The 21,284-nt window shown below is 74.2% G+C and carries 21 protein-coding genes; 8 read left to right on the top strand and 13 right to left on the bottom strand.

Annotated elements, in window-relative coordinates:
- Positions 1-153 precede the first annotated feature (153 nt).
- Entirely contained in the window at positions 154-1,227 is a 1,074-nt protein-coding gene (locus ABD954_RS27415) for an RNA ligase (ATP) (protein WP_345489931.1), read from the top strand.
- A 92-nt stretch (positions 1,228-1,319) separates the two neighbouring features.
- Here the strand turns inward: ABD954_RS27415 and soxR are convergent, their stop codons facing one another.
- On the bottom strand, positions 1,320-1,784 hold the full coding sequence (soxR, locus tag ABD954_RS27410) for a redox-sensitive transcriptional activator SoxR (RefSeq protein WP_345489930.1): 465 nt from the start codon (positions 1,782-1,784) through the stop codon (positions 1,320-1,322).
- Between the two features lie 104 nt (positions 1,785-1,888).
- Between soxR and ABD954_RS27405 the strand changes: the two genes are divergently transcribed.
- Positions 1,889-2,350, top strand: coding sequence for a MaoC family dehydratase (locus tag ABD954_RS27405; protein ID WP_345489928.1), 462 nt, complete (start codon positions 1,889-1,891; stop codon positions 2,348-2,350).
- On the opposite strand, the gene ABD954_RS27400 is transcribed toward ABD954_RS27405, so the two are convergent.
- The 3 genes from ABD954_RS27400 to ABD954_RS27390 all read right to left on the bottom strand — a co-directional run bounded on the left by ABD954_RS27400 (position 2,338) and on the right by ABD954_RS27390 (position 4,607).
- Positions 2,338-2,967: a TetR/AcrR family transcriptional regulator gene (locus ABD954_RS27400; RefSeq protein ID WP_345489926.1), complete on the bottom strand. Its 630-nt coding sequence runs from the start codon at positions 2,965-2,967 to the stop codon at positions 2,338-2,340. The genes ABD954_RS27405 and ABD954_RS27400 overlap by 13 nt on opposite strands.
- Before the next feature lie 127 nt (positions 2,968-3,094).
- A complete protein-coding gene (locus ABD954_RS27395; RefSeq protein ID WP_345489924.1) occupies positions 3,095-3,382 on the bottom strand; it encodes a YiaA/YiaB family inner membrane protein in 288 nt (95 codons plus the stop codon).
- Between the two features lie 73 nt (positions 3,383-3,455).
- Positions 3,456-4,607: an acyl-CoA dehydrogenase family protein gene (locus ABD954_RS27390; protein WP_345489922.1), complete on the bottom strand. Its 1,152-nt coding sequence runs from the start codon at positions 4,605-4,607 to the stop codon at positions 3,456-3,458.
- A gap of 63 nt (positions 4,608-4,670) precedes the next feature.
- On the opposite strand from ABD954_RS27390, the gene ABD954_RS27385 reads away from it, so the two are divergent.
- From ABD954_RS27385 to ABD954_RS27375, 3 genes are all read left to right on the top strand, one after another.
- Positions 4,671-5,348: a TetR/AcrR family transcriptional regulator gene (locus ABD954_RS27385; RefSeq protein ID WP_345489920.1), complete on the top strand. Its 678-nt coding sequence runs from the start codon at positions 4,671-4,673 to the stop codon at positions 5,346-5,348.
- 88 nt (positions 5,349-5,436) lie between these two features.
- On the top strand, positions 5,437-6,132 hold the full coding sequence (locus ABD954_RS27380) for an ArsR/SmtB family transcription factor (RefSeq protein WP_345489918.1): 696 nt from the start codon (positions 5,437-5,439) through the stop codon (positions 6,130-6,132).
- Between the two features lie 283 nt (positions 6,133-6,415).
- Positions 6,416-7,336 carry a DMT family transporter gene (locus tag ABD954_RS27375; RefSeq protein WP_345489916.1) on the top strand — a complete coding sequence of 307 codons (921 nt, stop codon included), beginning with the start codon at positions 6,416-6,418 and terminating at the stop codon, positions 7,334-7,336.
- A gap of 36 nt (positions 7,337-7,372) precedes the next feature.
- Here the strand turns inward: ABD954_RS27375 and ABD954_RS27370 are convergent, their stop codons facing one another.
- The 7 genes from ABD954_RS27370 to ABD954_RS27340 all read right to left on the bottom strand — a co-directional run bounded on the left by ABD954_RS27370 (position 7,373) and on the right by ABD954_RS27340 (position 16,431).
- A complete protein-coding gene (locus ABD954_RS27370) occupies positions 7,373-8,452 on the bottom strand; it encodes a Zn-dependent alcohol dehydrogenase (RefSeq protein ID WP_345489914.1) in 1,080 nt (359 codons plus the stop codon).
- Positions 8,453-8,486: 34 nt separating this feature from the next.
- The gene (locus ABD954_RS27365; RefSeq protein ID WP_345489913.1) at positions 8,487-9,878 is read right to left on the bottom strand and encodes an aldehyde dehydrogenase family protein; all 1,392 of its coding nucleotides are present in this window, start codon (positions 9,876-9,878) and stop codon (positions 8,487-8,489) included.
- A gap of 298 nt (positions 9,879-10,176) precedes the next feature.
- A complete protein-coding gene (locus ABD954_RS27360; RefSeq protein WP_345489911.1) occupies positions 10,177-10,851 on the bottom strand; it encodes a class F sortase in 675 nt (224 codons plus the stop codon).
- Between the two features lie 175 nt (positions 10,852-11,026).
- Positions 11,027-11,671: a hypothetical protein gene (locus ABD954_RS27355; protein ID WP_345489909.1), complete on the bottom strand. Its 645-nt coding sequence runs from the start codon at positions 11,669-11,671 to the stop codon at positions 11,027-11,029.
- A 143-nt stretch (positions 11,672-11,814) separates the two neighbouring features.
- Positions 11,815-13,320 carry a CitMHS family transporter gene (locus ABD954_RS27350; protein ID WP_345489907.1) on the bottom strand — a complete coding sequence of 502 codons (1,506 nt, stop codon included), beginning with the start codon at positions 13,318-13,320 and terminating at the stop codon, positions 11,815-11,817.
- Positions 13,321-13,441: 121 nt separating this feature from the next.
- The gene (locus ABD954_RS27345) at positions 13,442-15,667 is read right to left on the bottom strand and encodes a molybdopterin oxidoreductase family protein (RefSeq protein WP_345489905.1); all 2,226 of its coding nucleotides are present in this window, start codon (positions 15,665-15,667) and stop codon (positions 13,442-13,444) included.
- A gap of 101 nt (positions 15,668-15,768) precedes the next feature.
- A complete protein-coding gene (locus ABD954_RS27340; protein WP_345492502.1) occupies positions 15,769-16,431 on the bottom strand; it encodes a TetR/AcrR family transcriptional regulator in 663 nt (220 codons plus the stop codon).
- A 234-nt stretch (positions 16,432-16,665) separates the two neighbouring features.
- Here ABD954_RS27340 and hmgA point away from each other — a divergent pair, with 234 nt between their 5' ends.
- From hmgA to ABD954_RS27325, 3 genes are all read left to right on the top strand, one after another.
- The gene (hmgA, locus tag ABD954_RS27335) at positions 16,666-17,979 is read left to right on the top strand and encodes a homogentisate 1,2-dioxygenase (RefSeq protein ID WP_345489903.1); all 1,314 of its coding nucleotides are present in this window, start codon (positions 16,666-16,668) and stop codon (positions 17,977-17,979) included.
- Positions 17,980-18,028: 49 nt separating this feature from the next.
- A complete protein-coding gene (locus ABD954_RS27330; RefSeq protein WP_345489901.1) occupies positions 18,029-18,778 on the top strand; it encodes a GntR family transcriptional regulator in 750 nt (249 codons plus the stop codon).
- 159 nt (positions 18,779-18,937) lie between these two features.
- Positions 18,938-20,170 carry a type ISP restriction/modification enzyme gene (locus ABD954_RS27325; RefSeq protein ID WP_345489899.1) on the top strand — a complete coding sequence of 411 codons (1,233 nt, stop codon included), beginning with the start codon at positions 18,938-18,940 and terminating at the stop codon, positions 20,168-20,170.
- Positions 20,171-20,182: 12 nt separating this feature from the next.
- Here ABD954_RS27325 and ABD954_RS27320 read toward each other — a convergent pair whose 3' ends face one another.
- Together ABD954_RS27320 and ABD954_RS27315 are read right to left on the bottom strand one after the other, a co-directional pair.
- Positions 20,183-20,716: a TetR/AcrR family transcriptional regulator C-terminal domain-containing protein gene (locus ABD954_RS27320; RefSeq protein ID WP_345492500.1), complete on the bottom strand. Its 534-nt coding sequence runs from the start codon at positions 20,714-20,716 to the stop codon at positions 20,183-20,185.
- A 76-nt stretch (positions 20,717-20,792) separates the two neighbouring features.
- The gene (locus tag ABD954_RS27315; RefSeq protein WP_345489897.1) at positions 20,793-21,065 is read right to left on the bottom strand and encodes a hypothetical protein; all 273 of its coding nucleotides are present in this window, start codon (positions 21,063-21,065) and stop codon (positions 20,793-20,795) included.
- Positions 21,066-21,284: the final 219 nt, after the last annotated feature.

The following is a 21,284-nucleotide window of genomic DNA, read 5'->3' as shown; positions in this document are numbered from 1 at the left end:
GCCCGGCTGCGCGGCGCGCCCGGCGAAGGACCGACGCTAGCAGTCGACAAATCGGTGGGCCAGGGGATTTCGGCCCGGCACAGTGTGCGTCGATGAGAACGCGAACGAGACCGCGACCACGACCGCACCACACCGAGCGACCGGAGTTCTGACATGTCGACGCTGCGCGTCACCGCCGAGGCCCTGACCGTCCACGACCACCCGAACGCCGACGCGCTGGAGCTGGCGCAGGTCGGCCTCTATCGCGCGGTGGTCGCCAAGGGGATCTACCGCACCGGTGACGTGGCGCTCTACATTCCGGAGCAGGCGGTGCTGCCGCCCGAGCTGGTCGAGGAGCTGGGACTCACCGGACGGCTGGCCGGGAAGGCGTCGGACCGGGTGAAGGCGGTGCGGCTGCGGGGGGAGTTGTCGCAGGGGCTCGTGTGCCGGCCGAAGGCGCTGGACGGCGTGGATCTGAAGCAGGCGGCCGCGGACGGCACGGACTTCGCGGAGCTGCTCGGGATCACCAAGTGGGCGCCGCCGGTCCCGCCGACCATGAGCGGGGACGTGGAGGCCGCGCCGGACCTGCTGCCGTGGGTCGACATCGAGAACCTCCACCGTTTCCCGGACGTCTTCGAGCCGGGCGAGCCGGTCGTCCTCACCGAGAAGCTGCACGGGACGGCCTGTCTGGTCACCTGTCTCGCCGGGGAGGGCCGGGTCCTCGTCTCCTCCAAGGGCTTCGGCGCCAAGGGCCTAGCCCTCAAGGAGGATCCGCGCAACCTGTACTGGCGCGCGGTCCTCGGGCACGGCCTGCCCGCCGTCGCGGCCCGGCTCGCCGAGCGGCTGGGCGCGACCCGGGTCGGCCTGTTCGGCGAGGTGTACGGGGCGGGGGTGCAGGACCTGGCGTACGGGGCGAACGCCCGTGCCGAGGACGGCCTCGGCTACGCGCTGTTCGACGTGTCCGCCGAGATCGACGGCCAGGTCCGCTGGCTGGACCCGGCCGACGTCCTGGAGCCGGGCGAGCTGCCGCTCGTGCCGCGGCTGTACACCGGCCCGTTCGACCTGGACACGGTCCTCGCGCTGGCGAGCGGCCGCGAGACGGTCTCCGGCCGTGACCTGCACCTGCGCGAGGGGGTCGTGATCCGTCCGGTGACCGAGCGCCACAGCCCGGTCCTGGGCGGCCGCGCGATCGCGAAGGCGGTCAGTCCGGCGTATCTGACCCGCAAGGGCGGCACCGAGTACGAGTGACGTCCTCGCCGTGAGCCGAGCAGGGGCCCTCCCACGGGGGTGGCGGGCCCCTGCTCCTCTTCGTGCGGCCGGCCCCCGGCCCGGACGGCCGCCTACGCCTCCTTGCGCTCCGGCATCAGGCGGGAACCGGTGAGGCGTTCGCCGAACACGTCGTCCGGGTTGGACAGCACGCAGTTCTCCAGCGACAGACAGCCGCAGCCGATGCAGTCCGTCAGATGGTCGCGCAGCCGGCCGAGCTGCTTGATCCGCTCGTCGAGCTCGGTGCGCCAGGCGGCCGAGAGGCGTGCCCAGTCCTCGTTGGTCGGGGTGCGTTCCTCGGGGAGTTCGGCGAGGGCGTCGCGGATGGTGGCGAGCGGGATGCCGACCCGCTGGGCGGCGCGGATGAAGGCGACCCGGCGCAGCGTGTCACGGCTGTAGCGGCGCTGGTTGCCGCTGGTGCGGCGGCTGTGGATCAGGCCCTTGGTCTCGTAGAAGTGCAGGGCCGAGACGGCCGCCCCGCTGCGCGCGGAGAGCTGGCCGACGGTGAGCTCGTGGATCTTCTCGGGAATCTGCGGCACTCGCCCGAGCCTACGTCAGGACCGTTCGGGTCCGTTGACAGGAGACCCCTCTCCCCACATGCTGAGCAAGCGCTTAGAAACTTCAGACGAGAGGGAGCGGGAACATGGCCGAGCCGAGGATCTTCACCTCCGCCGAGGAGCTCCGCGCCGGGGTCGGCGAGCAGTTGGGGCACAGCGACTGGCTGGAGATCGAGCAGAAGCGGATCGACCAGTTCGCCGACGCCACCGGCGACCACCAGTGGATCCACGTCGACCCGGAGCGCGCGGCGGCCGGCCCGTTCGGGAGGACGATCGCGCACGGCTACCTGACGCTGTCCCTGCTGCCCGTCCTGGTCCCGCAGATCATGCGGGTCGAGGGCATGAAGATGGGCCTCAACTACGGCACCAACAAGGTCCGTTTCCCCTCCCCCGTGCCGGTCGGCTCGCGGCTGCGCGCGACGGCGGTGCTGACCGAGGTCACGGAGGCCGGCGGCGGGGTGCAGGTGACGGCGACGGTGACCGTGGAGCGCGAGGGCGGCGACAAGCCGGTCTGCGTCGCCGAGTCGGTCTCCCGCTACTTCTTCTGAGCGCCGACCATCCTGAGCACGAGGTCGGCGTAGAGCGCGCCGACCTCGTCGGGCGTGCGGCGGCCCTGGGCGTTGAACCACCGCGAGACGTCGATGCAGAGGGAGAGCACGGCGACCGTGGTGCCGGCCACGTCGGGGACGTCGAACTCCCCGGCGGCCACTCCTTCGTTGATGATCCGCCGCACGGTGGCGTCCGACTCGCGGCGCAGCGCCACGATCTCGGTGCGGTGCTCGGGTCCGAGGGCGTCGAGCTCGTACTGCACGACCCGGGCGGTGGTGTGCCGCTCGGCGTGCCAGCGGACGAAGGACCGTACGGCCTCGCCCAGCCGCTCGGCGGCCGTGCCGTCGCCGTCGGCGGCGGCCCGCAGGATCTCCAGGGCCCTGTCGTGCCCGATCCGGCTGATCCGGTGGAGCAGCTCTTCCTTGGTCTTGTAGTGGATGTAGAGCGCGGCCGGGCTCATGCCGGCCCGGCCCGCGATGTCCCGGGTGGTGGTGGCGTGGTAGCCGCGCTCGGCGAACGCCTCGACGGCCGCGACCAGCAGGCGCCGGGCGGCCTCGGGCGTGACCTCGCCCCACGGCATGTCCTCGCCGCCGGGCGTCTCCTCCGCCGCGCTCATCGCACACTCCTTCTCGGGCCGCCGTCAGGACGAACACCATACAACGAAGGTGAGCAAGCGCTTAGGGTCTGCGGCGCGGGGCCGGGGCCCGGGGCGCGGAGTCCGGGCGCCCGTGCCGCGCCCGGCGTCAGAGCTTCTGGAAGGGGTCGTGCTCCGCGAGCAGCTTCTCCAGGCGGGCCTGGTCGACGCGGCTGACGATCTGTCCCGCCTCCTGCCGGTCGCGGACGACCTTGGCGAGGGTGAAGGCGGAGGTCGTGAGGTAGAGCACGGAGATGGCGAGGAAGGCACGCACCCACGCGCTCGCGTCCAGCTGGAAGACGCCGATGCCGACGGCGAGGAGCGCGATGCCGAAGGAGATGACGGCCTGCGCGTAGTAGGCGGCGGTGTTCTGCTGCTTGACCGGTGTGTCGCTCATGCCGGACAGCATCGGGCGGATGTGGCCCGCGCCACATCCGCCCGCGTACTCACCCGCGTACGGGGGCGGGTACTCAGAACGCCGAGACTCCGGTCAGCGCCCGCCCGATGATCAGTTTCTGGATCTGGCTGGTGCCCTCGTAGAGGGTCATCACCCGGGCGTCCCTCAGCAGCTTGCCGACCGGGTACTCGTCGATGTAGCCGTAGCCGCCGAAGACCTGGAGGGCGTTGTTCGCCGCGCGGACGGCGGCCTCGGAGGCGTACAGCTTCGCCTTGGACGCGGCCGTCGCGAACTCCTGCCCGCGGTCGATCAGATCGGCGACCCGCCAGGTGAGCAGCCGGGCGGCGTCGACGTCGACGGCGATGTCGCTGATGAGCTCCTGGACCAGCTGGTAGGAGGCGATGGGCTTGCCGAACTGCTCGCGCTCGCCCGCGTAGCGCACGGCCGCGTCGAGCGCGGCCTGGGCGATGCCGACACAGCCGGCGGCGACCGACATCCGGCCCTTGGCGAGGGCGGACATGGCGAGGGAGAAGCCCTTGCCCTCGGGGCCGATCATGGCGTCCGCGGGGACCCGGACGTCCTCCAGGACCAGTTCGGCGGTGGCCTGGCCGCGCAGCCCGAGCTTGCCGTGGATGGCGCGGCGGGTGAGGCCGGGGGTGTCCGCGGGGACGAGGAAGGCGGAGACGCCCCGGTGGCCGGGGGCGTCCGTGGTGCGGGCGAAGAGCAGCACGACATCGGCCCAGGTGCCGTTGGTGATGAACATCTTGCTGCCGTTGATCACGAACGCGTCGCCGTCGCGGACCGCGCGGGTGGCGAGGTTCCCGGCGTCGGAGCCGGTGCCGGGCTCGGTGAGGCCGAAGCAGCCGACGGCGTCGCCGGAGGCGAGCCGGGGCAGCCAGGTCCGCTTCTGCTCCTCGCTCCCGAAGGACGCGACGGTCTTGGCGACCAGGCCCAGGGAGACGGAGACGATGCCGCGGACCGAGGAGTCGCCGCGGCCCAGCTCCTCGGTGACGAGGCAGTAGGAGAGGTGGTCGCCGCCGGAGCCGCCGTACTCCTCGGGGATCGTCAGGCCGAGGAAGCCGACGGCGCCGAGCTTCCTCACGATCGCCCTGTCGACGTTCTCGGCCCGGTCCCACTCGACGGCGTACGGGGTGACCTCGCGGGCCACGAAGTCCTCCGCGAGCCGCCGTACGGCCTCCTGCTCCTCGCTCAGCCCCAGATCCACCGTGCCACCTCACCGGTTTAATTACCACTGCTAGTTTTTGGGTGCACGCCTACTATGTGCGCCATGGCCCGACCGCGCAAGCCCCTCCTCAGCCGAGAACGCATCGTCGAGACGGCGGGAGCGCTCGTGGACGCCGAGGGCCTCGCCGCCCTCTCGACCCGGCGGCTCGCCGCCGAGCTCGGGGTCAGCGGCCCCTCCCTCTACAACCACTTCCGCACCAAGGACGAGATCCTCGACGCGGTCGCGGACGCGGTCAGCGCGAAGGTCGACCTGTCGATGTTCGCCCCCGACGACCCCCGGGACTGGCGCACGGCCCTGCACGACTGGGCGGTCTCCTACCGCGCCGCCCTCGCCGACCACCCGCACGTCGTCCCCGTCCTCGCCCAGGGCCCCGGCCGCCGTCCGGCCGGCCTGAAGGTCGCCGACGCCGTCTTCGGCGCGATGGTCCGGGCGGGTTGGCCGCCCGCCCAGGCCACCTCCATCGGCGCGCTCATGCGGTACTTCGTCACGGGCTCGGCGCTGGGCTCCTTCGCCCGCGGCTTCGTCGACGACGAGACCGCCTACGACCCCGCGGACTACCCGCACCTCGGGCAGGCGCACCTGCTCGCCGAACGGCGCGAGAAGGTCGACCGGGTGGCGTTCGAGACGGGACTGCGGGCGCTGCTCGACGGGTTGGCGCTGCAGTACGAGGCGGGGGCGCACAAGACCGGGCCGGAGCACGACGCGGGGGACGGGGCGTAACGACCGCGCGCGACGGGACGGCGGACGCTCCGGACCGGGCGATACGTTTCGGCGGACGCCGAACCGTGACTGCGGCATCCTGGGGCGCATGGCCGCCAAAGACCTCGCCGCACTCGCCGCACTCTTCGCCGACGAGACCCGCGCCGCCTTCCTGCTCGCCCTGCTCGACGGGCGGGCCTGGACAGCCGGAGAACTGGCCCGGCACGCGCGCGTCGCGCCGTCCACCACCAGCGAGCACCTGGGCAAGCTGGTGGCGGGCGGGGTCCTCGCCGAGGAACGGCAGGGCAGGCACCGCTACGTACGGCTCGCCGACGACCGGGTCGCGGACCTCGTCGAGGACCTCGCCGCCCGCTCGGCACCGGCCGTGCCCGAGGCGCCGCGCGGCCTGCGGGAGGCGAGCGCGGGGCAGGCGATGGCGCGCGGGCGGACCTGCTACGACCATCTCGCCGGCCGGCTCGGGATCGCCCTCACGGAGGCGATGACCGTGCGGGGGCTGCTGCGCCAGGACACGGGGTTCGCGCTCACCGAGGACGGGCTCGCCTGGTTCGAGGAACTCGGCATGCCCCTCGCGCCGAAGGGGCGGCGCCCCGTCGCGCGCGGCTGCCTGGACTGGACCGAGCGCCGTCCGCACCTCGCCGGACTCGCGGGCGCGGCCCTGTGCCGGCACGCGCTGGACGCCGGATGGTGCGTACGGATCGGCTCGGAACGCGCGGTGAAGGTGACCGCCGACGGCGAACGGGCGCTGCACGCGGTGCTGGGCATCGAGCCGGCGACGCTGCGCTGATGCGGCGCGGGGAGTCGGGGCGGCCCGCCGGCGGGCCGGGTCCGGGCCGAGCGGGCCCCGGGCGCGGGGACGGCCGCCAGGCCGAGCGGGCCCCGGGCGCGGGGACGGCCGCCAGGCCGAGCGGGCCCCGGGCGCGGGGACGGCCGCCGGGCCGAGCGGGCTCCCGGTTTCCTCGGGTCGCCGGGTCCCCGGGTCTCGGTCACCGGGTCTCCGGGTCTCGGTCTCCGGGTCCCCGGGCGATATTGCGGTGAGCGCCGAACGGTCCACGCCCTAACGTCGTCCCATGCCGATCCGAAGCTCCCGTCTCGCGCTCGCCGCCGCCGGTGTCACCGTCGTCCTGTGGGCCTCCGCCTTCGTCTCCATCCGCAGTGCCGGGGCCGCCTACTCCCCCGGCGCCCTCGCCCTCGGGCGGCTCCTCGCCGGGTCCCTGGTCCTCGGAGCCGTTCTCCTGATACGGCGTGAGGGATTTCCGCCGCGGGCCGCCTGGCCGGGGATCGTGACCTCGGGGCTGCTGTGGTTCGGGGTGTACATGGTGGTGCTGAACTGGGGCGAGCAGGAGGTCGACGCGGGCACGGCCGCGATGGTCGTCAACATCGGCCCCATCCTGATCGCCCTGCTCGGCGCCCGGTTCCTGAAGGAGGCCCTGCCGCCGCGGCTGCTGGCCGGCATGGCCGTGTCCTTCGCGGGGGCGATGGCCGTCGGCCTGTCCATGTCGGGAGGCTCCGGACAGGGGCACGCCTCGGTGCTCGGCGTGGTGCTGTGCCTGCTCGCGGCGGTGGCGTACGCCGGCGGGGTCGTCGCCCAGAAGCCCGCGCTGGCTCACGGCAGCGCGCTGCAGGTGACCACCTTCGGCTGTCTGGTCGGCACGGCGGGCTGTCTGCCGTTCGCCGGGCGGCTCGTCGAGGAGGCGGCACGGGCCCCGTGGCCGGCGACCCTGAACATGGTCTACCTCGGGGTGTTCCCGACCGCGCTCGCCTTCACGACCTGGGCTTACGCCCTGGCCCGTACGACGGCGGGCCGGATGGGCGCGACGACGTACGCGGTGCCGGCCCTGGTGGTGCTGATGGCGTGGCTGGTGCTGGGCGAGCTGCCGGGGCTGCTGACGATGGCGGGCGGCGCGCTGTGCCTGGCGGGCGTGGCCGTGTCCCGGTCCCGGCCGAAGACCCCCGTGGCGTCTTCGGCGGGGACGGCGGACAGGGCCTGACGGACCGGTCGGCGACCCGCCCGAGGGCGGCCGTGGCTAGAACACGACCAGCGCGCGGCCGCCCTTGCCCGCCAGCATGTTGTCGAACGCGCCCGGAATGCCCTCCAGGGTGATGCGTTCGGTGACCAGGGCGTTCAGGTCGAGCCGGCCGGCGCGGACGTGCTCGGCGAGGACCGGCAGGTCACGGGCCGGGTCGGAGTTGCCGTAGACGCAGCCGGACAGGGTGCGGCCCCAGTGGAAGATCTCCAGGGCGTTGAACGCGACCTGCTGGTCCTTGCCGCCGATGCCGACGACCGTGGTGCGGCCGCCGCGCCGGGTGGCGTCCCAGGCGGTACGGATGGTGGCGGCGCGGCCGACGCACTCGACGGACACGTCGGCGCCGTGACCGCCCGTCAGGCCGCGGATCTGCCGGGCGGTGTTCTCGGAGGCGACGACGTACTCGGTGGCGCCGGCGGCCCGGGCCAGCTCCTCCTTCTCGGGCGAGACGTCGACGGCGACGATGGTCGAGGCCCCCGCGATCCGGGCGGCCTGGAGGGTGGCCAGACCCACGCCGCCGACCCCGAAGACGGCGACGGACTCCCCGGCCCGGACCCGGGCGGAGTGGTGGACGGCGCCCCAGCCGGTGAGGACGGCGCAGCCGAGCAGGGCGGCCTCGGTGAGCGGCACGCCGTCGGGCACGGGCAGCACGCAGTTGCCCGCGACGACGGTCTCCTCGGCGAAGGCGGCCACGTTGAGGCCGGGGTGCAGTTCGGTGCCGTCCTCGGTGCGGGCGTGGACGTGCGCGGCGCCGGCCAGGGCGTTCGCGCAGAGCCAGACCTCGCCGAGCCCGCAGTGGTGGCAGGCACCGCAGGACGGGGCCCAGTTGAGGACGACCCCGTCGCCGGGGGCGACATGGGTGACGCCCTCCCCGACGGAGACGACCGTGCCGGCCCCCTCGTGGCCGAGGACGGCGGGCACCGGCAGCCGCATGGTGCCGTTGGACAGCGACAGGTCGGAGTGGCACACGCCGGCGGCGGCGAGGCGGACCCGGACCTGGCCGGGGCCGGGCTCGGGCAGTTCGATGCCGGTTATCTCCAGGGGGGAACCGACGGCGGGCAGGACGGCGGCGCGGATCACGCGGGGGCTCCTTCGGCGAGTACGGCGCTGGCGCTCAGAACTGCAGGGACTTGGTCTGGAGGTACTCGGCGAGGCCGTGCGCGCCGAGCTCGCGGCCCACGCCCGACTGCTTCCAGCCGCCGAACGGCGCCAGCGGGTTGAAGCGGCCGCCGTTGATGTCGACCTGGCCGGTCTCCATCCGCCGGGCGAAGGCCACGGCCTCCTCCGGCTCGCCCCACACGGCACCGGCGAGACCGTAGACGGTGCCGTTGGCGATGGCGAGGGCGTCGGCCTCGTCCTCGTAGCGGATGATCGAGACCACCGGGCCGAAGATCTCCTCCTGGGCGATGGTCATCTCGGGGGTGACGTCGGCGAAGACGGTGGGGGCCACGTAGTAGCCGGTCTCGAGCGGGGCCTCGGGGCCGCCGGCGACGAGCCGGGCGCCCTCCGCGAGGCCCTTCTCGATGTAGCCGCGGACCCGGTCGCGCTGGCGGGCGTTGACGAGGGGGCCGACGCGCTCACCCGGGACGTACTTGGCGACGGCCGTCGCGGCCAGCCGGACCGCCTCGTCGTACTGGTCCCGGTGCACCAGCATCCGGGTCCAGGCGCTGCACGTCTGGCCGGAGTTGGACATGACGTTGGCGACGCCGACGGCGACGGCCTTGCCGAGGTCGGCGCTCGGCAGGATCACGTTGGCGGACTTGCCGCCGAGTTCGAGGGCGACCCGCTTGACGGCGCCGCCGGCGAGGGCGCCGATCTTCCGGCCGACGGCGGTGGATCCGGTGAAGGAGACGAGGTCGACGTCGGGGTGCTCGGCGAGGGCCTGCCCGGCGACCGTGCCGAGCCCGGTGACCAGGTTGAAGACACCGGCCGGGACGCCGGCCTCGTGGACGGCCTCGGCGAAGAGCTGGGCGGTGAGCGGGGTGTCCTCGGCGGGCTTGAGGACGATCGCGCAGCCCGCGGCGAGGGCCGGGGCGACCTTCGCGACGATCTGGTGGAGCGGGTAGTTCCAGGGCGTGATCGCGGCGACCACGCCGACCGGCTCGGAGTAGACGGTGGAGTTGCCGACCTTCTCCTCGAAGGGGTGGGTGGCGGCGAGTTCGGCGTACGAGCCGGCGACGGCGATCGGCAGCCCGGTGTGCACGGCGGCGGCGAGCTGCGGCGGGGCGCCGAGCTCGGTGGTGACCGTGGCGGCGATCTCCTCGGCGCGGGCGGCGAGCGCGTCGCGGAGGGCGGCGAGCCGGGCGGCCCGCTCGGCGGGCGGGGTCGCGGCCCAGCCGGGGAAGGCGGCGCGGGCGACCCGTACGGCGGCGTCGACGTCCTCGGCGGAGCCGGCCGGGACGTGGCCGACGACCTGCTCGGTGGCCGGGTCGGTGACCGCGATCGTCTCCGAGGAGGCGGCGGCCCGCCACTCCCCGCCGATGTATATCGCGTCGTGGGCCTTCATCCGCTGTCTCTCCTCGCATGTCGGGGCACGGGCACACCCAAACTAGCGCTGTTAGTTTTTTGGCGCCAGGCCCCTTCTCCCGGTGCGGACCGATCCTCGCCCTCCACCCCCCGCCGTGTCCACGGCCCTCCCGCACGGGAGCGGCGCCGGTGAACCGGCGGATCCGTCCTCGCCGGGGCCTCGGCCCGCCGTCGGGCGACCCCGGCGGACCGGCCGGACGGACGGCCGGCGGAACGGCCGGCGGAACGGCCGGCGGAACGGCCGGCGGAACGGCCCTTCCCGCGTGGGGCCGCCCGTGTCAGATCTGCCGTTCGACGCCGGTGAGGTGGGCGAACACGACGATGTTGGAGGCGTACCCCTCCTTGGCCTGGAAGCTTCCGCCGCAGGTCAGCAGGCGCAGTTCGGGGCGGTTCGCGGCGCCGTACACCTCCTTGTCGGGGAAGGCGGACTTGGCGTAGGTCCGCACCCGGTCGACCGTGAAGACGGCGACGCGGCCGTCGGCGCGGGCGATCCGGACGGTGTTGCCCGGGGAGAGGGAGTTGAGGTTGATGAAGATCGCGGGCCCGGTGCGGGTGTCGCGGTGGCCGACGACGACGGCGGTGCCGCGCTCTCCGGGCGTGACGCCGTTCTTGTACCAGCCGACGATCCGCGGGTTGTCGACCGGCGGGGTCGCGAGCCGCCCCTCGCTGTCGAGGCCCAGCCCCATGACGGGGGCCTCGATGGTGATCGCGGGGACGGCGAGGGTGGTGGGCCGGGACCGGCCCAGGGGCGCGGGCGGGGCCGTGGGCTCGGCGGTGGCCCGGGCCGCGCGGCGCGGGGTGCCGGCACCGTCGCCCCCGCCCGCCTTTCCTTCCGCCCCGGCCGACCCCGCCGGTGCCGCCGCGCCGTGCGCGGCGGCGGCGGCCGGCGCGGGGCCCGCCGGCTCCTCGCCCTGCGCCCACCAGACGCCGCCGGTGACCAGGGACACGGTCACGACGACGGTTCTGGCGAGCCTGAGGAGCCGGCGCTGCCTGCGGGTGGTGGTGCGGCCGCGCGGGCGGGCGGGCCCGCGCGGGTGGGGCCGGCCCGGGCTCCGCTCGCCCGGCGCTGACGCCGGGAACGAGACGGGGACCCGGCCGGCGGTGGCCGTCCCGCGCGGGGAAGGGGACCTACGCGGCGCCATCGGCACGGCGGCGGCGCGAACGGCGGACGAGGACCAGAGCCGCGGTGCCCGCGAGACCCGCGGCGAGGGCCGATCCGACGCCGAACGCGGAGCCTTCCTCGGCGGCCATGGTCTGCGCCACTCCGCCGCCGCCCGCTCCGACCGGGCCGTGCGGCGGCTTGTGGTGGCCGTTCCCGCCGCCGGGACCGCCGTTGCCGTTGCCGCCGTTGCCGTTCTCGCAGTCGACCCGGAAGACCTTGCTCTTCTTCGCGCCCATCTGGCCGGTCCAGGTCACCTCGACCTTGTACTGGCCGTCGGGCAGCGACATGTCGGGGCTGTAGCCGGTGCCGGCGGTGTTGAGCGCGATGAGCCCGTCGCGCAGCGACTCGGAGTTGGTGGGGGGCTGGTTGTAGATGTCCCAGCGGATCTGCGAGCCCGGGATGTCCCGGAAGTTGAAGGCCGCGAAGTGGAACTCGCAGACCTTGGGGTGGTTGCTCTGGTCGGGCTCGTCGGTGCCCTTGCGGTGCACCTTGATGTCGCCGTCGTCACCCGGGGCCGCGAACGCGGCGGGCGCCCCGGCCAGGGTGACGGCGCCCAGGGCGAGGCCGGCCACGAGGGTCGACAGCAGGGGGCGGACGGACAGAGCGGTCATGGGGGTTCCTCCAGTCGTACAGCGATATCGGATCGATGAGGCCGATAATCTGACTATTGGTCATCAGATGACGACGGGCGGTGACACCGTGCCGTGCCACCGCCCCACTTCCACCCGTCCGGCCCTAGGGACGGCCTCGCCCTCTAGACGATCCCGAAGAGGATCCCCGCCCCGAGGACCACCAGTGAGGTGAGGGCCGCCCACTTCACCACGAAGCGGGTGTGGTCGCCGAACTCCACCTTCGCCATGCCGACGAGCACGTACACCGCCGGAACCAGTGGGCTGGACATGTGCAGCGCCTGGCCGACGAGCGACGCGCGGGCGATCTCGAGCGGCGACACGCCGTGTGCCGCGCCGGCCTCGGCGAGGACCGGCAGCACGCCGAAGTAGAAGCCGTCGTTCGACATGAAGTAGGTGAGCGGCAGGCTCAGCAGACCGGTGACCAGGGCCATGTGCGGGCCCATGCCCTCCGGGATGGCGCCGACGAGCCAGTCGGCCATGTGCTTGACCATGCCGGTGCCGGTGAGGACGCCGGTGAAGACGGCGGCGGCGAAGACCATGCCGGCGACGTTCAGGACGTTGTCGGCGTGGGCCGCGATACGGGCCTTCTGGTCGGCCATCTGCGGGAAGTTGACGGTGAGCGCGAGCGCGGCGCCGAGCAGGAAGAGCACCGGGATCGGCAGCAGTTCGAGGATCATCGCGCCGAGCAGGGCGACGGTGAGACCGGCGTTGAACCAGTACAGCTTCGGCCGCAGGGTCGCGCGGTCCGGGTCGAGCCCCTGGAAGCCGTCCTCCTCGGCCGGCGGCGCACCGCCCTCGGGCAGCCCGGCCCCCAGGCCCCCGTCGGCCCCGTCCGTACCGGCCGCGCCGCCCGAACCCGTACCGGCGGCCGACCCCGTACCGCCGCCCGAACCCGTACCGGCGGCCGACCCCGTACCGCCGCCCGAACCCGTACCGGCGCCCGCGCCGGCGGCGCCGCCCGTCGCGACCAGGACCGTCCCGGTCGTCGGCGCGAGGGCCTCGTCCAGGCTGAGATAGCCGATGCGCCGGCGCTCGCGGCGGCCGAGGACGTAGGAGAGGGCGAGGACGAACAGCAGACCGGTCGCGAGCGCCGGGATCATCGGGACGAAGACGTCCCCCGCGTCCAGCTTGAGCGCCGTGGCGGCGCGCGCGGTGGGGCCACCCCAGGGCAGGGTGTTCATGACGCCGTTGGCCATGGCGGCGACACCGGTCATGACGACCAGGCTCATGCCGAGCCGCTTGTAGAGCGGGTACATCGCCGAGACCGTGATCATGAAGGTGGTCGAGCCGTCGCCGTCGAGCGACACGATCGCGGCGAGCACCGCCGTACCGACCACCACCCGCACCGGGTCGGCCTTGCAGAAGCGCAGGATGCCGCGGACGATCGGGTCGAACAGGCCGACGTCGATCATCACGCCGAAGTAGACGATCGCGAACATCAGCATCGCGGCCGTGGGCGCCAGCTTGCCGACCCCCTCGATGACGTAGTCGCCCAGCTGGGCTCCTTGCCCGACGGCGACGCAGAACAGCGCGGGAATGAGCACGAGCGCCGCGATCGGCGACATCTTCTTCATCATGATCAGGACCAGGAAGGTCGCGATCATGGCGAAGCCGAGGACGGTCAGCATGGGAGGACACCTCACGTTCACCCTTGAACTCCCGCCAGAGCGGCGGTGCGGATGACGTTAGGTGGCCCCTTCCGGCGTCAACAAGATGTTCACGTGTGAGCAATACGAGCAAAACCCCAGGTCACAGCAGCGGTGATACGTGGACGGGGAAGCCGTTGAGGACGGCGGTGCCCGACAGGGGGTCGAGCCGTGAGCCGTCGAGCAGCTGGTTGACGTTGACGCCGGGCCGCCGGGAGGCGACCCCGAGCCGGGTGCCGGGGCGGTCGTGGCCCCAGCCGTGCGGGAGGCTGACGACGCCCGGACGCACCGTGTCGGTGATCTCCACCTCGGCCTCCAGCTCGCCGCCCTCCCCCTTGACCCGGGCGAGGGCACCGGCTTCGAGGCCGAGCCGGGCGGCGTCCTCCGGGTGGATCTGGAGGGTGCAGCGGTTGGAGCCGCCGGTGAGGGCGGGGACGTTGTGCAGCCAGCTGTTGTTGGAGCGCAGGTGGCGCCGGCCGACGAGCTGGAGGGTGCCGGGATCGGGTACGGAGCCGAGCGCGGCGCGCAGTCGGGGCAGGTCGGCGGCGATCGGGGCGGGCAGCAGCTCGATCCGGCCGCTGCGGGTCTTGAGGAGACCGGGCAGCCGCGGCCGCAGCGGACCGAGGTCGATGCCGTGCGGGGCGGCGCGCAGGGAGTCGAGGGTGAGTCCGTGGGAGCGTCCGTACGGGCCGAGGCGCAGCATCAGGTCGAGGCGCCGCTCGGGTCCGGTGGCGCCGGTGAGGCGGGCGGCGACGGCCCGGGGGTCCTCGCCGTACACGGGCGAGTGCTCCTGGGTCACGGCCTTGGCCAGGGTGCTGTCGACGGCGAGTGCGTCGACGGCCTCGGGCGGGGCGCCGTGCATGCCGGAGACGGCGAGGATCAGCCGGGCGTGGATCTCGCACTCGTCCATGCGGCCGTCGCCGAGCGGGACGGCGGGCGGGGTGTGGCGGACCTGGTTGCGGACGGCGAAGCCGTTGAAGGCGAAGTCGAAGTGGGCGCTCTGGGAGGGCGGCGGCGGGGGCAGGACGACGTCGGCGTGCCGGGCGGTCTCGCCCAGGTACGGATCGACGGCGACCATGAAGTCGAGGGAGGCGAGGGCCGCGTCGAGGCGCCGGCCGTCGGGGGCCGACAGGACGGGGTTGGCGGCGATGGTGATGAGGGCCCGGATGCGCCCCTCCCCCGGGGTGTCGATCTCCTCGGCGAGGGCGGCGAGCGGCAGTTCGCCCTTGGCCTCGGGGTGACCGGAGACCCGGCTGGTCCAGCGGCCGAGCGCGAAGCCCTTGCCGGGCCCGGCCGGGCGGGGCGCGGGGGCGGTCGCGGACAGCGGGAAGAGGGCGCCGCCGGGCCGGTCGAGGTTGCCGGTGAGGACGTTGAGGACGTCGACGAGCCAGTTGCCGAGGGTGCCGTAGGCGACGGTGGAGGACCCCATGCGTCCGTAGACGGCGGCGGTGGGTGCGGCGGCCAGTTCGCGGGCGGTGGTCCGGATGGCCTCGGCGTCCAGGTCGCAGGGGGCGGCGACCGCCTCGGGGCTGAAGTCCTCCACCGCCCGGCGGACTTCGTCGACGCCTTCGACGTGGGCGGCGAGGTGGCCCAGGTCGGTCAGGTCCTCGGCGAAGAGGGTGTGGACGAGGGCGGCGAGGAAGAGGGCGTCGGTGCCGGGGCGGAGGGCGAGGTGGCGGTCGGCGAGCCGGGCGGTGCGGGTGCGGCGCGGGTCCACGACGGTGAGGGTGCCGCCGCGCCGGCGCAGCTCCTTGAGGCGCCCGGGGAAGTCGGGGGCGGTGCACAGGCTGCCGTTGGAGTCGAGCGGGTTGGCGCCGAGCATCAGGAGGTGGTCGGTGCGGTCGAGGTCCGGCACGGGGATGGCGAAGGCGTCGCCGAAGAGCAGTCCGCTGGAGACGTGCTTGGGCATCTGGTCGACGGTGGAGGCGGTGAACAGGTTGCGGGTGCCGAGGGCGCCGATCAGCAGCGGCGGGTAGAGGGCGCCGGCGACGGTGTGGACGTTGGGGTTGCCGAGGACGACGCCGACGGCGTTGGGCCCGTGTTCCTCGATCAGCGGCCGCATGCGGGCGGCGATGCGGTCGAACGCCTCGTCCCAGCCGGCCTCGCGCAGGACGCCGTTCTCGCGGACGAGCGGGCTGGTGAGCCGGTCGGGGTCGGCGTCGACCTCGGGGAACGCGGCGCCCTTGGGGCAGATGAAGCCCCGGCTGAAGACGTCGTCGCGGTCGCCTCGGGCGGCCGTGACCCGGCCGCCGTCGACGGTGAGGGTCAGTCCGCAGGTCGCTTCGCACAGGGGGCAGATGCGCAGGGCGGTGGAGGGGGCGGAGGACATGGGGTCTCCCAGGGGCGACGGCGGTGGCGCGCGGGCAGGTGCGAGCATACCGACCGGTAGGGAGGTGGGACAGGGGCCCGCACGGACGAGGGGCCGGGGGCCTACCGGAGGGCGGGCGCGAGGTAGGCGTGCAGGAGCGCGCGGGTCTCGGCGACCAGGGCGGGGTCGCCGGACGGGTCGGTGCGGAAGGCGAGGCGGAGGAGGGCGTCGGTGGCCTCGACGCAGACGAGGACCTTGCGGAGCAGGGTCTCGTCGGCGGGCCGGTCCAGCGAGGCGGCGAGCAGGCGGCAGATGCGTTCGGCGACCCGCCGGTTGGGGTCCTCCTCGGCGGTCTCGCCGGCGGGCGGGACGGGGGCGGGGATGCCGAAGTCGACGAGGCCGAAGCCGGGCACGGTCCGCTTCATGGCGAGGTACGCGTCGAGGACGGCGTCGATGGCGCCCCGGGCGTCGGCGGGCGGCAGCGCGGCGAGCCCGGCGGTGATCCGGGCGGCGTAGCTGTCGAGGTTGCGGTGGGCGAGGGCGGTGACCATGGCGCGCTTGTTGCCGAAGAAGCGGTAGACGGAGCCGATGGGGACGCCGGCGCGGGCGGCGACGGCGCGGGTGCTCAGCTCCTCGTAGCCGGTCTCGTCGAGGAGTTCGGCGCAGGCGTCGAGGATGCGGGCGAGGCGTGCGGCGCTGCGCTGCTGGACGGGCGCGCGGCGGAGCAGCGGGGCCTGACCCGGGGCGGTCGAGTGCTTCGGGGTGGGCTGGGGCACGGGGACCATCATGCCGTGGCCGGTGGGGCGACGGCGGTGGGCCGGAGGACCGCGAGGGGGCGGACCGCGGTTCCCCGACGGGCGCGGGCGTTCCGGCCGGTGGCCGCCGCCGGGAACCCCTCGTCGCCGGGCCCCGTCCAAGGTGCCCGGCGACGCGCCCGTCCCGGCCCCGTTGACGGGAGAGGGAGCGGAATCCTACGGTCATGCATAGGATTGTTGTGAGCGTCAGGACAGGAGCAGGCGATGAACGCGGAACAGGCGAGAAAGACGGCCGAAGCGCTGACCTACAGCACGGGTTTCGGCAACGAGCACAGCTCGGAGGCCGTCCCGGGGGCCCTCCCGGAGGGCCGTAACTCGCCGCAGCGCGCGCCGCTCGGCCTCTACGCGGAGCAGCTCAGCGGCAGTGCCTTCACCGAGCCGCGGGCGCACAACCGGCGCTCCTGGCTCTACCGGATCCGCCCCTCGGCCGCGCACCCGCCGTTCGCGCGGATCGACAACGGCGCCCTGCGCAGCGCGCCCTTCACCGAGGCCGTGCCCGACCCCAACCGGCTGCGCTGGAACCCGCTGCCGCAGCCGGCCCCCGGCACGGACTGGCTGGCCGGCCTGTGGACCCTGGGCGGCAACGGCGACGCGACCCAGCGGGCCGGCATGGCCGTGCACCTCTACCACGCGAACGCCTCCATGGAGCGGATCTTCAGCGACGCCGACGGCGAGCTCCTGATCGTCCCCGAGCACGGCGGCCTGCTGCTGCGCACCGAGCTCGGCGACCTCGCGGCCGGTCCCGGCGAGGTGGCGCTGATCCCGCGCGGGGTCCGCTTCCGCGTCGAGCTCCTGGACGAGACCGCCCGCGGCTACGTCTGCGAGAACTACGGGGCGCCGTTCCAGCTCCCCGACCTCGGCCCGATCGGCGCCAACGGCCTGGCCAACGCCCGTGACTTCCGGGCGCCGGTCGCCGCGTACGAGGACGTCGAGGGCCCGGTCGAGGTGGTCAACAAGTACTGCGGCAACCTCTGGGCCGCGACCTACGACCACTCGCCGCTGGACGTCGTGGCCTGGCACGGCAACCACACGCCGTACGTCTACGACCTGCGCCGTTTCAACGTCATCGGGACGATCTCCTACGACCACCCGGACCCGTCGATCTTCACGGTGCTCACCTCGCCGTCGGACACCCCCGGCCTCGCCGGCGTCGACTTCGTGGTCTTCGCCCCGCGCTGGCTGGTCGGCGAGGACACCTTCCGGCCGCCGTACTTCCACCGGAACGTGATGAGCGAGTACATGGGCCTGATCGAGGGCGCGTACGACGCCAAGGCGGAGGGCTTCGTGCCGGGCGGCGGCTCGCTGCACAACATGATGTCCGCGCACGGCCCGGACCGCGAGACCTTCGACAAGGCGAGCGCCGCCGAGCTGAAGCCGCAGAAGATCGACGACGGCCTGGCCTTCATGTTCGAGACCCGCTGGCCGGTCACCGTCACCGCGCAGGCGGCGGAGGCGGACCACCTGCAGCGCGCCTACGACGACGTGTGGCAGGGTCTGGAGCGCCACTTCCGGCCGTGACAGCCGTACCATCCGGCCGGGTGTCTCGTTGTCGTCGTTGGAGAGAGCCGTGACCGCCTTCGCTCCCGACTCGCTGGTCCTGAACCGGAAGCTGCCGCTCTGGTACCAGGTCTCGCAGTCGCTGCGCGCCTCCATACTGGGCCGCACCCCCGACGCCTCGCTGCGGCTGCCCACCGAGGAGCAGCTCGCCGCGCACTACGGCGTGAGCGTGCTGACCATGCGCCAGGCCCTCAAGGAGCTGGAGGAGGAGGGCCTGATCAGCAGGCACCGGCGGCGCGGCACCTTCATCGAACCGGGCGCCCGGCGCTCCACCCCCCGCCGGCTGCTGGGCTCGATCGACGCGATCGTGGCGCAGCAGTCCGGCGAGCGGACCACCGTGCTCGGCCACGGCACCGAGCCGGTCCCCGGCGAGCTCGCCGAGTACTTCCCGGCCACCGGCGAGGTCGCCGTCTTCCGCCGGCTGCGCGCCGACGGCGAGAGCGGCGAGCCGACCAACTGGGCGGAGAACGCGGTGCTCCCCGACATCGCGGCCGGCATCGACCCGGCCGACCTGGAGCGCTGGCCGATGACGAAGGTGCTGCGGGACGTGGTCGGGGTCCGGATCAGCCGCATCACCGACACCGTCGAGGCCCGCCTCGCCGACCCCGAGACCGCGGCCCTCCTCGACGTGCCGCTGCTGTCGCCGATCCTGCACTACACGGGCGTCACCTACGACGACGCGGGCCGGGTCGTCGACGTGGCCCGCATCCGCTACCGGGGCGACCGCTTCTCGTTCACGGTGACGGTGGAGGCCCACTGAGCCCGCTCCGCGGGGCGGCGGCCCCGTCTTTCGGCGGGAGGGCCACGGGCCCGCCCCCGGCTCGCGGGCTCCCGGGCCCCGGCGGCGGCGCCCGGCGAGGCCGCCGGCGGTCCGCGCGGAGCGGAGGGCGGCGGCACGGGGAGGGCGGAACCTCATAGCATGCGGGGCATGACGGTAGCCCCCAGGCCGGACGCCCCCACGGACGACGTGCCCCTGCTGGACGACCTCATGCCCTGGTCCGTGGCGCCGCTGCGGCTGGGCCGTTCCTGGATCGTCGCGCCGGACCGGCGCACGCTCAGGGCGCGGTGGGAGCGGCTCGTGGCGAGCGAGGGGGCCGAGCGGGAGGCGCTGTTCGAGGCCAGCCGGGCCCGGACGCCGTCGAGTTCGGTGGCCGCGCTGCCCGGACAGCGCACGGGCACCGTGCGGTTCGCCCGTGAGGCCGGGCCCTGCCCCGAGCCGGTGCGGCTCGCGCACGGGCCGTTCGACGAGCAGTGGCTGCTGCCCGACCACCGGCTGATCGACACCGCGCGCCCCGAGCTGTGGCGGGTCGCCGACGACCGCCAGCTGTTCGCCGTGGAGCAGGGGTACGTGCCGGGTGCGGCCGGTCCCGCGCTGCTCGTGACGGCCGCGCTGCCCGACGGGCGCTCCCCCGCGGGCCGCCCCGGCCGCATCCGCCCGCTGTTCCGCCGCCCCGGCGGCCGGGAGCCGAACCTCGCGCCCGGTCTGCTGCCCTTCCTGAGCCGCCGCTACGGGCACGAGGTCGGCGCCGCGGACGTGCTGGCCTGGGCCGTGGCGGCGGCGCTGCCCTCCGCCGGGGGCTGCCGGGTGCCGCTGCCGGAGGATCCGGCGCTGTGGGCGGAGGGAGTGGCGTTCGGCCGGGAGCTCGTGGCGGTGCAGCTGCGCGGGGCCCGGGGCGGCGAGCGGCCCCGGCTGCCGGGCGGCCGCAGGCCGTACGTGCGGGCGGCGATCCCGGCGCGGCCGGCGACGCTCGCGTACGACCCCGAGGGCGAGGTCCTGAGCCTGGGCGAAGGCCGCATCTCGCCGGTCCCGGCCGGGGCCTGGGAGTTCGAGGTCGGCGGGGTGCGGATCGTCGAGCAGTGGTTCGCGCGGCGGACGGCGGTCGCCGAGCCGGGCGGTCTGGAGGCGATCGGCCCGGCCGTCTGGCCGCAGGAGTGGACCTCGGAGCTGCTGGAGCTGGTCACCGTGCTCGCGCTGCTGGCCGAGCGGGGTCCGGAGCGCGCGGCGCTCGCGGAGCGCGTCGGTGCGGGCGGGCCGACGCGTGCCGCGCTGCGGGAGGCCGGAGTGCTGCCGGTGCCCGACGGGGCCCGGCGGCCCGCGTCCGTGCTGGACCATCAGGAGGAGGGCCCGGAGGGGCAGTTCGCGCTGCTGTAACGGGGGCGGCGGTCAGCTCTTCACGAAGGAGTCGAGGACCCGGTCGACCGTGCGGGCGAAGACCTCCTCCGCGTCGGGCGGCGGGGCGGCCTCGGTGAAGACGGCGGTCAGGTGCGGGTAGGCGCCGGTGGCCAGGCGGCTCGCCAGATAGGCCCGGCGCAGGGCCTGTTCGCGCTCCTCGGACCACGGCAGGGAGCGGGCCCGTTCGGCGAGGGCGAGTTCGTTGGCCACGAGGGTCATCACGGTGCCGTTGACCGTGGCGATCAGTTCCGTCGTGGTGCCGCCGGGCAGGTCGAGTCCGTCGAGGCACTCCAGGCAGTGCTCCAGGAAGCGCAGGGCGTCGGGGCCGAAGGCGTGGCCGGTGGTCATCAGGCGGATCACCCACGGGTGGCGGCGCAGGATGCCCCGGGCCTTTGGCGTTGATCGCGCTGTGCGCGCCGGCGGCGGTGCGGCGCCACGCCCGCGCCTGACACCTCGGCGGCGGTCCGGGTGGACCGGGCAGGAAGAAGCGCCGGACGGGCGGGGACACGTCCGGCGAGTGGTCAGGAGCGGGCCGGGGGCCGGTCGGGCGCGGGCGGGGGTGGTGCGTCGGGGTACGCGGGAGCCCGTCCCGGACGGCCCGTCAGCCGTGGTTGCCGAAGAGCGAGCGGCGCAGCCGGCGCAGCGGGGCGAAGAGCGAGACCCGCGAGCTGCGGCTGCGGTGGCCGTGCACCGGCACCTCGCGCGTACGCGTCGTCAGTTCCCGCATGAGCAGCGTCGCCTCGGCCGCCTCGCGCTGCGGCACGGCGGGACCGCCGAGCACCGCGAGATGGCGGTCGAGCCGCGAACTGGTCGCGCTGCTCCCGCAGGTGATGGCAGGCACACGCGGCCTGCTGCGCATCGTTATCTGTTCCATGTCACTCCCCACCCGTACGAGGGCACCCGGCCCGGGCAGGTTAACCCTATCGCTCCGTTACGACACCCGTGCATTCCGGCCGCAGGATTCACCGCTCGCGTACGGGGGTTGACGATCACTGTCCGAATCCGTCTGCTTCCAGGGTGAGTTGGACAACGATCGAACACCTGTCGAACCGTCACGAACCATCCTGCCCGGGCGGCCCCCACCAGCGGTGCT

Origin of the sequence: Streptomyces roseoviridis (assembly GCF_039535235.1) — a bacterium.
Taxonomy (GTDB): domain Bacteria; phylum Actinomycetota; class Actinomycetes; order Streptomycetales; family Streptomycetaceae; genus Streptomyces; species Streptomyces roseoviridis.
This window is presented reverse-complemented; position numbering and strand designations above follow the sequence as displayed.